Consider the following 15141-nt stretch of genomic DNA (forward strand, 5'->3'; position numbering starts at 1 on the left):
AAAACTATTATGAACAGAGAATCAATAAAAAGAGATATTGCTATTATAGGTATTTCATGCAAGTTTTCAAATTCTGAAAATCCAAGTGAATTTTGGAAGAACTTAAAAGAAGGTAATGAAATGATACAATTTTACTCTGATGAGGAACTTTTAGGGTTTGGAGTAGATAAAAATACTATCAATAATCCTAATTATGTAAAGAGAAAAACATCAATAGAAAATTCAGATAGTTTTGACTATCCATTTTTCTCCTATACAAAAGATGAAGCTAATCTGATGGATCCCCAAATTAGATTACTCCATGAACAAGTTTGGTCAGCATTAGAAGATGCTGGCTATAATGTTACAACTTATACCGAAAAAGTAGGTATGTATATGACTGCCGAAGATAATTTTAACTGGATAGCACACAGTATAATAAGTAAGAATAAAAATGTTGATCCTTTTTATTTATCACTTATTAATAATAAAAATTTTATAAGTAGTTTAATATCTTATAATTTAAACTTAAAAGGGCCTAGTATGGTTGTAGATACAGCTTGTTCAAGCTCATTGACAACTGTACATCTTGCCAGTAGAAGTTTATTATTAAGAGAGTGCTCAATTGCCATTGCAGGAGGTGTTAACTTAAATACAAGAAGAACCAAAGGTCATTTTTATCAAGAAGGCATGATTGGTTCAAAAGATGGTTACTGCCGTGCTTTTGACAGCGAATCTACAGGAACTACAGGAGCTGAAGGTACAGGTGTTGTAGTATTAAAAAGATTAGAAGAAGCAATTAAAGACCGCGATAATATTTATGCAGTTATTAGATCGTCTGCTGTAAATAATGATGGTAAAAGAAAAGTAGGATTCACTGCTCCAAGTGTAAAAGGACAGGCTGAGTGTATCAGGATGGCACATAAAATGGCAAATGTTCCTTATAATACAATATCATACATAGAAGCACATGGAACGGGAACAAAGCTGGGAGATCCTATAGAGATTGAAGCCCTAAATCAGGCTTTTAATTATGATACCTCGCATAGTTGTGCAGTTGGATCGCTTAAGGCAAACATTGGACATTTAGGAAATGCTGCCGGAATTGGCGGATTAATAAAAACAACCTTATCGTTAAAAAACAGAATAATTCCGCCCCTTTTGCATTACAAAAAGCCAAATCCTGAAATAAATTTTGATGGTGGACCATTTTTTGCTAACCCTGAATTAAAGAAATGGGAGTCTGATAATTCTTTGCCGCTTAGAGCAGGTGTGAGTAGTTTTGGAATTGGAGGGACTAATGTTCATGCAATTTTAGAGGAATTTAAAAAAGCTGAACCTAACAATCACTCCAGGCCATATCAATTGATTTCTTATTCAGCAAAAAGTCAAAATGCTGTATCAAATTATACTACAAAATTGAAAAAATTTGTGACAAATGAAGTTTTTCAACTAGCAGATTTAGCTTATACATTAAAAGTTGGAAGAACTGATTTTTTATATAAAAATTTTACAGTTGCAAAAGACAAAGACGAATTATTGTCAAACCTAGAGAATAAAAAAGAGCAGTTTTTGATAGAAAAGGAAAAACGAGATCTCGTTTTTATGTTTTCAGGTCAGGGAACCCAATATTATAAAATGGCGGAAGATTTATATAAATATGAATCTGATTTTAAATTTTATATGGATCAGGGATTCAAAATATTATTTGATATTACAGGACAAGACTATTCAGAAATCATTGGCTATAAGCCAAATAATATTTTAGATCCTAATCTTATTAACGAAACTCAGTATACCCAGCCTATTCTTTTTTTAGTAGAATATGCCTTAGCTTCAGTTTTACTAAAATGGGGTATAAAGCCAAAGAATATGATTGGTCATAGTTTAGGAGAATATGCAGCAGCTTGTATTGCAGAAGTATTCTCGTTAGAAGATGCTTTAAAATTAATTGTAAAAAGATCACAATTAATGAGCGAAGTTGAAAAAGGAAGTATGGCAGCCATTGATGCACCTATTGACGAAATAATTGAATTCTTAAATAATAATCTTTCGATAGCCGCAATAAATTCTGAATCTTCATGTGTAGTTTCTGGAAATAAAAAAGATATTGAAGATTTTACTCAAACTTTATCTTTAAATGAAATTTCATTTTCAGTACTAAAAACATCACATGCATTTCATTCTAATATGATGGATTCTATTTTAGAGAAATATGAAAAGGAATTTAAGCATATTAAATTATCAAATCCTAAAATGCCTTTTATCTCTAATCTAACAGGTAAACAAATCTTAGATGAAGAAGCAACATCTTCAAAATATTGGATTAGGCATTTAAGAGAAACTGTTAATTTTAAGGATGGAATTGATTTCATTCTTCAAAAGTCAAATGCTATTTTTATCGAAATTGGTCCCGGAAAAACATTGCTAACATTGAGCAAACAGAATCAAAGGTACTCAAACAAAAACGTTGCAATAGAACTCGTAAGACGCTTTAATGAATCTATAGATGACAATCAAAAATTTACCAATGCAATAGGTCAAATTTGGAATCAGGGAATAAAAGTTGATTGGAATGAGTATTATTCATTAGAAGAAAGATATAGAATTTCAGCACCCACTTATTGTTTTGATAATTTTAAACTTGATTTTATAGTTGAACCTTTTTCGAAATTAGCCTCAAATGAAAATTCAAATGATATAAAACCATTTAATGAGTGGTTCTATATACCTAACTGGAAGAAATGTTTTTTGAGCAAAAATAAAGAGAACAAAGAACAACAACAGTATTTGATTTTTTCTGATGGGAAACCTTTGATAACAGCTTTAATAAAGCAATTAAGAACTGAAGGAAATAAAATTATAGAGGTTAAAAATGCAAGTACTTTTGAGATTATCAGCGACCAATTAATTACTGTTAATCCGTTTAATGACGATGATTATTTAGAATTATTTAAACAATTTACTGCCAATAACATTCAGATTGATCAAATAATATTCAATTGGAGTTTTGAAAATACAGATCAAAAAACGTTACAGTCTGTGTTTTCTATTTTTAATAATATATGTAGTTCGCTGATTGATTATTCTCCTGGACGTAGTAAAAAAATAACTTTATTAACTAATCTGAATCATGAGATTTTAGGAGATGAAGAAAGTAATGTGACGATGGCTGCTTCAATGAAACAATTGTATGTTTTCGCACAAGAAAACCCAAATATTTTTAGCTGTAGCATAGATGTTAGTCAGGATAAAGATGATGTAGGCTTAGTCTTTAAAGTTATTGATGATTTAAAATATAATTATTCAGATACCACAATCGCCTTTAGAAATCAAAATAGATGGGTAGAGTTTTATGAAAACTTTAATCTTATTGAAAAAGATAATAGTTCATATTTAAAAGAAAACAAAACCTATTTGATTACAGGAGGTTTAGGAAAAGTAGGAAAAGCATTAGCCCTGCATTTGTGTGATACATATCACTCAAAAGTAATATTAACCGGGAGAACAATAATTCCTTCTGAAGAATTTTGGGATACTGTTTTAGCAGATAAAGAGGCAAATCCTAAATTAATTAATGCTATCGAAGATTTAAAAGTGTTAAAGGAGAAAAACAGACCTGTTTTTTACTACAGTGGAGATGTCTCTGACTTTAATTCTTTTAGTCGTGTTATAGAAAACATAGAAGAAACACATGGAAATATCTCTGGAATTATTCATGCTGCGGGCAATATAGATAATGCAACTTTTAAACCTGTAGAGAATTTAAATAGTGATATTGTTTTACAACAGTTTTTGCCAAAAGTTCAGGGCACAATTAATCTTGACATTATTTTTAAAAATAAGCCTTTAGATTTTGTTTGGGTTACTTCTAGTTTAGCTTCTGTTTTAGGAGGATTAACATTTGGGGCGTATTCTGTTGCCAACGCATTTATTGATTCATTTATTAATAATAAAAGGAAAGAGCTCCAAAATTGGTTTTGCATTAATTTAGATGGACTTGTGGAAGACAGGATAAATCATCAAAAATTAATTGAAGTATTCGAAAATACTTTTTCTATAGGCAATAATCCACAAGTTATATTGTCTGTAAAAGATCCTAATTCATTTAAATTAAGAAATGATCTGGATATTAAACCAGAAGATTTATCTGACAATGATAGGGTAATAGATCGTAATTCGTTAAGTGTAGAATATTTTGAGCCGGAAACCCTAATTGAAGAAGAACTATGCACAATGGTTCAATCCTTTTTTGGATATAAAAAAATAGGGGTGTTAGATAATTTTTTCGAAATAGGTGGTGATTCGCTTAAAGCTATGACTATGATAAAACGAATAAATAAATTATTTGGCATTGAAATAAGCATTCAGGATTTTTATTCAAATCCTAGTATTCGTGAATTATCAAACGAAATTGAATTGGCGATCAAAATAGTCAATCTACAAGAAAAAATTGAAGGAGAAAATTCTATAATTATTTGATTTCATATTTATAGATTAATTTTTGCTTTTCCTATTAAAAGTGAAGTAAATAAAATTAGACCATTTCTGAGGTGTAGAAACCTCGAAGTGGTTTTTTTATTTTATAACGACGACTTTAGACAGGGGGTATATAAAATTTTTATATGATGCTAATAAAAAAAGCAGAATAAAAACTGTATTCAAATCTATTACTAAGGAAGGTTTTAAAGGCAATTTTAAAGACCGTAATTATTATTTGAAAAGCCCGTAATTTTTTTCTTTAAGTCAGTGCTAATTTCGCCATAGAGATATTGTCTTTCAATCTGAAAATGAACATGTAGCTATATGTGTTTTTATAAGATTAAAGCAAAAAAAAGTAATAGATACTGATTGTATTTATTAATAGTGAGCCTAAAGATAAGTTTCCATAGTAGTTGAATTTAATTGTAAAATTTAAATAAAATACAATCAGAATGTTTGATTTAGTTAAAGAATTAGAGGATAAGAGTATCAAGGTGTCATTGAAAAATAATAATCTTCAAATCAATTTTGATGGAGAGATAGATGATGAATTACTTAATAAGTTAAAAGCAAATAAAGAAAAGTTAATCAACTTTCTTACTAAGCATTCCAATGCAGATAAGGGGATTAAAAGTATGGGATTACAACAAAGTTACCCCATTTCTCATGCTCAGAAAAGACTATGGATTCAAAGTCAGATCGAAGAAAATTCTAAAGCATATCATATATGCAATCAGGTAGAATTAAGTGGAGATTATGATATTCATATTCTGGAAACTGCTGTACTTAATGTTGTCAAGCGTCACGAAATACTGAGAACCGTTTTTAAATTAAATGATGAGGGAGAAATAAGACAATGGATATTAAGTGATGAAGATTTAAAGCTTAAAATAGATCACATAGATTTTAGAGAAGAAAAAGACGGCTATAAAAAAGTATCAAAGTATATTCAGGACGATAATGATATAGTGTTTGATCTTGAGAACGGACCTTTGCTAAGAATAGCATTTTTAAGACTAACAAACGACCAATATGTTTTTTACTACAACATGCATCATATCATTACTGATGGTTGGTCATTAAACATATTAGAGAGAGATTTATTTGCATATTATGAGTCTGTCAAATCAGGAGTAAAATGTACTCTGGAAGATTTACCAATACAATATAAAGATTATGCATCGTGGCAGTTGTCAGCAATAGAAACAGGAACTTACAATCAGCATAAAGATTTTTGGACTACGCAACTTTCAGGCGATTTACCAAGACTGGATTTACCAAGCCTTAAAACCAGACCTAAAGTTATGACTTATAATGGTCATGTTTTAAAAACGTATTTATCTCCTGAGCAAACGACTAAACTTAAAGATTTTAGCAAGCAAAATGGTGGAAGTTTGTTCATGACACTCTTATCCGTTTTAAAAATTCTTTTAAACAAATATACTTCGCAACAAGATATAATACTGGGTACGGCTGTTGCCGGAAGAGAAGATTCAGATTTAGAGAATCAGATTGGTTTTTATGTTAATACATTGACATTGCGTACTATGGTAAATCCGGAAGATAGCTATGCCGCTTTTTTTGAAAATGTAAAAAAATCAACTTTAGATGCTTTTTCGCATCAAATATATCCTTTTGATATTTTAATTAGTGATTTGAATTTGGTCTGGGATGTAAGTAGAAATTCTCTTTTTGATATTATGGTTACCTTTCATAATATAATTGATGGAAAAAATGCTTTAGGAATAGACAAGAATAGCTTTAATACAGTTATAGATTCAGGTATAAGAAAATCTAACTTTGATTTGGATTTTGAATTCCAGGAAGTTGGAAATTCTTTAATGTTTATTACAACTTATAATGAAGATGTGTATGAATATGAAATGATCGAACAGTTGATTCATCATTTCAAGCGTATAATTAATGAAGTATTAGAATACCCTGATAAAGCAATAAAGGATATCGATTATTTATCTGTCGAAGAAAAAAAGCAATTGTTGTTTGATTTTAATGACACATCAATAGCTTATCCTAAACACAAAACCATAATAGATTTATTTGAAGAACAAGTTGCAAATACACCTAATGTTGTTGCAGTAGTTTTCGAAAATAAAGAACTTACTTATAAGCAACTTAACGAGCAGGCAAATCAGCTAGGACATTATTTAAGAAAAAACTATAATATTCAACCAGATGATCTAATAAGTATAAAACAGGAACGTAGCGATAAAATGCTTATTTCCATTTTAGGAATATTAAAATCAGGTGCAGCATATGTGCCAATAGATCCTGCTTATCCTAAAGAAAGAATAGAATATATAGAACAAAACAGCAACAGTAAGCTAGTTCTTGATGAAAAGGAATTTGAATCATTTTTTAGCCAGAAAAAAGAATATTCGTTGCTAAATCCTGAAAAAAAGAATACTTCGGATAATTTAGCCTATGTTATTTATACTTCAGGATCAACAGGAAATCCTAAAGGAGTAATGATTGAACATAAAAGTGTTGTCAACTTTTTATTCGGCATGACTAAATCAATAAATTTAGACGACGACGATAAATTATTAGCCATAACATCTATTTCTTTTGATATCTCTGTATTAGAGCTTTTTTGGACTTTGACAAATGGTACTACTATAAGAATAAATAAAAATCATGCTATTGGTGATTTTGACAGATTTGTAGAATCAAGTACAAAAAATCTTGATTTCAGTATATTTTATTTCTCTAATGATAATGACAATGTACAAAATAAGTATGGCTTAGTAAAAGAAACGGTTCAATATGCAGACGAAAACGGTTATACTGCTGTTTGGTTTCCAGAAAGACATTTTCATGAATTTGGAGGTATTTTTCCTAACCCTTCATTGCTTGGTGCTGCTTTTGCCAACTCTACAAAAAATATTGAAATTAGATCGGGAAGTGTTGTTTTACCATTGCATGACGTAGTAAGAGTAGCTGAAGAATGGTCTGTTGTTGATAATTTATCAAATGGGAGAGTGGCTTTATCTATAGCTTCAGGGTGGCATCCCGATGACTTTATCTTTAAACCTGAAAATTATCTTGAAAAACAGAAGATAATGTACAATCAGATCGATGAATTAAAGAAAATCTGGAAAGGAGGTAAATTTAAAAGAAAAAATGGTTTAAATGAAGAGGTTGAATTACAAATATATCCAAAACCAATAAATCCGGATCTTAAAATTTATATCACTTCAGGAGGAAACGCTGAAACTTTTAGAAGTGCAGGTAAAATTGGTGCAAATATATTGACACATCTTTTAGGGCAGGAAGTAAGCGAGCTAAAAAAGAATATTGCTATATACAAGCAAAGTTTACTAGAAAACGGATTTTCTGTAGATGAAGCAAAAATTTCATTAATGATTCACACATTTATTGGTAATGATATTAATGAAGTAGAAAAAATTGTAAAAACCCCTTTTAAACAATATCTAAAAACAAGTGCCGGGCTTATTAAAAATATAGCGAAGGATTTAGATAAAGAGATATTGGGTGAGCAGGATATAGAAACTATATTAGATATTGCTTTTGAAAGATATTGGAAAACTACAGCTCTTTTAGGAACAGAAGAGTCTTGTATGGGACTGCTTAATGAAATTTATAATATTGGTGTAACTGAAGTAGCTTGTTTAATTGATTTTGGAATCAATGAAAATATCATTATAGAAAACCTTAAAAACCTTACCAGACTAAAATCTTATTTTACAAAGAATAAGAATGAAAATGCAAAAAGCAGTTTTAGTTCTATCCAGATAACACCATCATATCTTGAAGCTTTGCTTGATGATACTAATTCTGCAGAATTTATAAAGTCACTTAAAAACATTATAGTTGGCGGAGAAAATTTTACTACTGATTTATTGAACAAAATCAGATTAAAATCTAATGCAGCTATATATAATATGTATGGACCTACCGAAACAACTATTTGGTCAACGTTTCAAAAGGTTAGCGAAAATATAAAACTGAACATTGGAAAACCAATTCAAAACACTCAGGTATATATATTAGATGATCATAAAAGATTATGTCCTTTAGGTGTAAAAGGAGAACTTTATATTGGTGGAGACGGATTGTCAAGAGGATATTACAAACAAGAAGAATTAACAAATGATAAGTTTATAACATTAGACTTTATTGACAAAAATAAAAAGTTTTACAGAACTGGCGATGTCGCAAAATGGCTGCCAAACGGAACTTTAGACTTTTTAGGAAGAAATGACAGCCAAATTAAATTAAACGGATTTAGAATTGAATTGGGAGAAATAGAACAAATTATCTCAAATCAGGATTTAATTAGTCAGTCAGTTGTAGTTGTCAAAGAAAAAGGAAATGATAAGTTTATGGTTGCCTATTTTGTTTCAAAAAACAATATAGATAAAAAAGTTTTGCAAGATAATTTAAGCAAAGTTTTACCAGATTACATGCTTCCCCGTTACTATGTGCAATTAGATTCGATTCCGTTAACTCCTAACGGAAAAGCAGATAGAAAAGCATTACCTGCAGTTGATGATAAAGACCTGATTAAAGATCTGTATGTTGCACCAAGAACAAAAGAAGAAGAGCTTATCGTAGCTGTTTGGTCTGAAGTGTTGAGGTATGATAAGATAAGTGTAAAGGATAGTTTTTATAATCTGGGAGGAGATTCTATTAAATCTATTCGTATAGTTTCTTTATTAAAACAAAGAGGATATACTGTAAAAGTAGAGCAGGTTTTACGAAATCCAATTGTAGAAGATCTGGCAAAATTGGTAGAAAATAATACTGTTATTATTGATCAGTCAGAAGTAATAGGCGCAGTAGAGTTAACACCAATTCAATATTACTTCTTTGAAAGTGAAGTGTTATCTAATAAAAATCATCACAATCAATCTTTACTTCTAAAAAGTAAATCATTAATAGATCCAACTATATTAAACAATTCGATAGCAGCATTAGTGGCACATCATGATGCATTGCGCATGGTTTACAAATTCGAAAATGGTATCTGGTCGCAATATAATGATGATACATCCGGAATGCATTATAAAATTAATTTTTATGATTTAAGAAATGAATCTGATGAGTTGGCTTCATTAGACAGAATTGGAGATGAATTACAATCCAGTTTTGATATTAGTTCAGGAGTTCTTTTTCATATAGGTCACTTTAGAATGTCAGATGGAGACCGTTTGGGATTAATTATTCATCATCTTGTTGTTGATGGAGTTTCATGGCGCATTTTACTGGAAGATTTTTCTAATATCTATCAATCTTTAGAAAAAGGCAGTGTTCATAAATTGCCATTAAAAACAAATTCATACAAGGATTGGGCAGCATCTTTAAAAGAGTACGCAAAGAGTAAAAAAATGCAATTGGAAAGATTGTATTGGGAGCAGGTTTCCAAAGAAGAAATAAAGCTATTGCCAATTGATAATACATCTGTTGATAATGTTTCTATAAAAGATAAAACCAGTCATTTAACTTTAGATCCATCTTTAACACAGAAATTATTAACCCAAATACATGATGTTTACAAAACAGAGATTAATGATTTACTATTAACCGGCTTGGCACTAGCTATCAAAGAGACTTTTGGAACAAACAAGAGTATCATTAAAATGGAAGGTCATGGGCGTGAAGAAATAATTGATGGTATTGATATTGGTAATACAATAGGTTGGTTTACTAGCGTTTATCCATTTGTTTTAGATATTTCAGATTCAAATGGACATGAACTTGTCGTGGTTAAAGAAGCTTTACGCAAAATACCAAACAAAGGAATTGGTTATGGAATATTAAATTATTTGGACAAAAGATTTTTAAACAAACTAAAACCAAGTATTGAATTTAATTATCTAGGAGATTTTGGAGATAGTGTTGGAGGAAATAAAGAAGAATCTTTGTTTGGATTTTCATCAGAAAGAATTGGATCACCAACGAACAAACAAACAGAAGAGTTGCTATATGTTTCAGGAATGATTGTTTCAGGTGAATTAAGAATGTCAATACAATATTCGACACTTTTATTTAATGAGATTACTATTGAAAAACTAATAACATCTTATAAACAAAAGCTAATAAGTTTAGTAGTTGAATTATCTGAAGTAAAACATAATCAGTTAACACCATCTGATTTAACGTATAAAAACATATCATATAAGGAATTATTAGAAATTGATGTTGATAAAAACGTTCAGGACATTTACGAATTATCTCCGTTGCAACAAGGTTTCTATTATTATTGGTTAGTTGACAAATCCAGCCATACCTATTTTAATCAGGCAACATACAGATTATATTCTGAGCATTTTGATATAAAAAAAATAGAAGAAGCCTATACTTATTTAATTGACAGACATGCAGTTCTTAGAACTAGTTTTGTAAACAATTACAGTACAGTTCCGCTGCAAATAGTTCATGAAAAAGGAACTATTAATTTTAGTTACGAAAAAATTGATGATAATTCATCCATTGATGATTGTTTACTATCTATAAAAGAAAAAGATAAATCAATAGGGTTCGATTTTGCGAAACCTACTCAAATGCGTTTAAAAATAGTAGACTTAAGCAAAGGATACTATGAATTTATCTGGAGTTATCATCATATATTAATGGACGGATGGTGCTTGAATATTCTAATAAATGATTTTAACAGTATTGTAACTTCTATTGTTAAAAATGAAACAATTGCATTGCCGGAACCGGCAAAATATTCAGAATATTTAAAATGGTTATCCAAACTGGATAAAACATTGTCTGCAGATTATTGGAAACAATATTTAAGCGATTTTGATACCGTTAGTGATATTCCGTTTAAGAATAAAAAGCAAAAAACTGCCCAATTTAAAATTGGATATGAATCATGTAAAATAGAAGGAGAATTATATGAAAATGTGATAAAAATATGTCAGCAAATACAAATAACACCTAATATATTTATGCAGGGTGTTTGGGGATATTTACTTTCAAGATATAATAACACCCAGGATATCGTTTTTGGATCTGTTGTTTCCGGTCGTCCTGCTGAGTTATCAGAGGCAGAAAGAATGATTGGTCTTTTTATCAATACAATACCGGTACGTGTAAAGTATACAAATGATGACACACCGCTATCAATGCTGAAAAAAATGCATTTAGAAGCGATTGAAAGCACTCCGCATCATTATTTGAACCTGTCAGATGTACAAGCACAAAGTATATTGGGAACTGAATTAATTAAGACTTTGTTTGTTTATGAAAATTATTTCGTTGAAGAAAATAAAGATGTAAATGCGGATATAAGCCCAGAGAGACAAAAAAATTCAATAGAATTATTTGAACAGACTAATTATGATTTTAACGTAATCATTGTTCCTTCATCTTCATCATTAAAAATTGATTTTCAGTATGATTTAGATTTATTCGATTTAGGTTTCATAAAAAATCTGGTGAGCCACTTTTTTAATATCGTAAACGAATTTGCTGTTAAGACTAATAACAATCTTAATAAAATGGAGTATTTAACTCCAGCAGAAAAACAAAAATTATTATTTGATTTTAATAACACAGATATAGTTTATCCAAAAGATAAAACAGTTGTTGATTTATTTAACGAGCAAGTTATTAAAACTCCGGATAATATTGCCGTTGTATTTAATGAAACGAAACTTACCTATTGTGAACTAAATGACCAATCGAACCAATTAGCAGCCTATTTAATCGAAAATCATGGCATTGAATCTAATGATCTGGTTGGTATTAAGTTAGAAAGAAGTGAGCGTATGATCGTTGCCATTTTCGGAATCCTGAAATCCGGTGGTGCTTATGTGCCAATAGATGCTAATTATCCGCAAGACAGGATCGATTATATCGCGAAAGATGCCAATCTTAAGCTTTGTATTGATGAGAATGAATTGGATAAATTCAAATTAAATCAAGATTCTTATGCAAAAACGACAATTCAATTAAGTAATTTAAATGATTTGGCTTATTGTATCTATACTTCAGGATCTACAGGAAAACCCAAAGGAGTTCTAAATCATCATGCTGGTTTATACAATAGATTAGTTTGGATGAAAGCATACTTAGATGTAGAGGATAAAGAAGTTTTTCTTCAAAAAACGCCTTATACATTTGATGTTTCAGTATGGGAATTGATTCTGCCTTTTATTACAGGAAGTTCTCTTGTTATAGCAAAACCGGAAGGACATAAAGATGTGATTTATCTACAGGAAGTAATCGATAAGGAACAAGTTACAATCATTCATTTTGTACCGTCAATGTTGGGTTCTTTTCTAGAAAATGTTGAAAAAGAAAAAGGCAATTCGTTGTTGCACATTGTTTGTAGTGGTGAAGAATTGACCGTTGTTACAGCACAGCAGTGTAAAGAAAGATTTTTAGCTGCACAATTGCACAATTTGTATGGCCCAACCGAAGCTGCAATTGATGTAACAGCTATAAATTTAACTCAGGTCGAAGTATCAAAAGAAGGCGTAAGTATTGGTAAACCAATAGCAAACACAAAAATATATGTTGTTGATAATGCATTAGAATTACAAGCCTTTGGTGTGCCGGGAGAATTAGTAATATCCGGTATACAAGTTGCCAGAGGTTATTTAAACCTTCCAGAACTTACAGAAGATCGTTTTATTGCAGATCCGTTTAGAGAAGGTTATCATGTTTATCGTACAGGTGATGTTGCTCAATGGCAGCCAGATGGTTCGATTGCGTACTTAGGGAGAATTGATAATCAGGTAAAAATAAGAGGTAACAGGATTGAATTGGGTGAGGTTGAAAATGCAATTACAGCCTTCAAAAATGTTCAGCAAGTAGTTGTCATGGCCAAAGAGTTAAACTCAGAAAAAGTTCTGGTTGCTTATGTAGTTTCAAATGATGTCCTTGATAAAACAGAGCTTCGTAAATTTCTTCAGGACAGATTACCAGATTATATGATACCTGGATTTTATATTCAGTTGACTGAGTTGCCATTAAGCTCTAATGGGAAAATTGATCGAAAGGCTCTCCCAGACGTATCAGGAAATGATATTACAAGAAAAGAATATGTGTCAGCCCGAAATGAGATCGAAGCAAAATTGGTTTTAATCTGGCAGGAAGTACTTGGATTAGAAAATATTAGTATTACAGATAACTTTTTTGACTTAGGTGGTAACAGCTTAAAATTCATTAGACTGAGTAATAGTATAGAACGCACTTTTAATAAACAATTACTTTTCTCAGAACTTTACAAAAAACCAATTTTAGCCGATCAGGCCAGAATGATTGAGAATAATCAATTTGATTCAGGAATTAATAAAATCAGCAAAGTCGAAGCGGCATCAGATTATTCTATTACAAAAGCTCAGGAACGAATATGGTTAGCCTCAATTGATAAAAATGGTTCTGTTGCACACAATATTGCTTTTACTTATAAAATAGAAGGAGAAGTAATTATAGATAAATTACAGGAAGCTTACAACTTAGTTCTTAATCGTCACGAAATACTTAGAACGGCTGTTTTTATGGATCAGAATAATCAATTGCGCCAATTACCATTAAGTCTGGATGAAATAAATTTTCAAATTGAGATAATAGATTTAAAATCAGAAAGTACAACTGAAACTGATCCAAAAGTTAAAACAATTGTAGAAAATGCAACTCAGAAATATTTAGAAATATCTAAAGGAAAAGTTTTAAATGCTACTCTGATTTTACTATCGGAAACTAAAGTTATTCTACATCAGGTTCTTCATCATATTGCGGGAGATGAATGGTCATTGGTAGTTTTGATAAATGATTTATTAGCGGCTTATTCAGATTTAACATCCGGATCAAAATCTGATGTTTTAGCACCATTAAAAATTCAGTATAAAGATTATGCTGCCTGGGAATCAAATTTATTAGAAACAGATGAAAATTTAAAAGCATTCTGGAAAAAACAATTTTTTAAACCTCTTCTAAACTTAGAATTACCAGTTGATTATCATAAAAGCAATTATGGCACAGAAGGAAACCATTATCTTTTAAATATTGACAAGGACCAAAGTGCATTTTTAAAGAGTATAAAAGAGAAAAAGCAAATTTCAAATTCAGTACTTTTTACAAGTTTGATCTATATTTTGTTTTATAAATACACTGGTAATAAAGACTTTTTAATAGGCTTTATTTTTACACAGAGAGAAGGTCATATGCTGGATGATCAGATAGGTCCGTATATCAATATACTGCCTGTAAGATTGGACTATGGTACAGAATTGTCTTTTACTAAATTACTGGAAGAATCAAAAAATCATATTCTGGATGTAATCAGTTACGGAAAACTCCCGACAGAATCTATCAGAGAAAACATTCATCCTAAATCTTCAGATAAAATCCAGATAGTTTTAAACATCATGAATAATGTTGATGTTCCTCTTCCGGGACATGAAGAAAATAAAGAGCTCACTTTTACATCTGTAACATCAGGATATAAGAGCAGTAAGTTTCCAATCTCGATATATGTTTACGAGTCAGAAACAACATTTAGTGTCAATTTCGAATACAAAACTGAAATGTTTAAATCTTCTAAGATTAAACAATTAGGAGATTTATTTAAAAAAATATTACAAGAAGCATTGCACAATTCTGAAAAAAGCATAGGTGAAATGGAATTGTCTAGTGATCTGAATTTACCAACTATAAATAAATTAAAAAGATAAGGGA

2 protein-coding genes are annotated in these 15141 nt (G+C 30.3%); both read left to right on the forward strand.

What is annotated here, in order from left to right; all coding sequences use genetic code 11:
- The first annotated feature begins 9 nt into the window (after positions 1–9).
- Complete coding sequence (locus A4F88_RS14800) at positions 10–4461, forward strand: type I polyketide synthase (protein ID WP_068843423.1); 4452 nt, start codon at positions 10–12, stop codon at positions 4459–4461.
- Positions 4462–4913: 452 nt separating this feature from the next.
- Positions 4914–15137, forward strand: coding sequence for a non-ribosomal peptide synthetase (locus tag A4F88_RS14805; RefSeq protein WP_068843424.1), 10224 nt, complete (start codon positions 4914–4916; stop codon positions 15135–15137).
- The last annotated feature ends 4 nt before the right edge of the window (positions 15138–15141 follow it).

The sequence above is a fragment of the Flavobacterium chilense genome (assembly GCF_001602525.1).
In the GTDB taxonomy this organism is placed as follows: domain Bacteria; phylum Bacteroidota; class Bacteroidia; order Flavobacteriales; family Flavobacteriaceae; genus Flavobacterium; species Flavobacterium chilense.

Bases quoted from the DNA above. Each gene is read 5' to 3' on its own strand.
- A4F88_RS14800 (WP_068843423.1), top strand. From the start codon at position 10: ATGAACAGAGAATCAATAAAAAGAGATATTGCTATTATAGGTATTTCA.
- A4F88_RS14805 (WP_068843424.1), top strand. From the start codon at position 4,914: ATGTTTGATTTAGTTAAAGAATTAGAGGATAAGAGTATCAAGGTGTCA.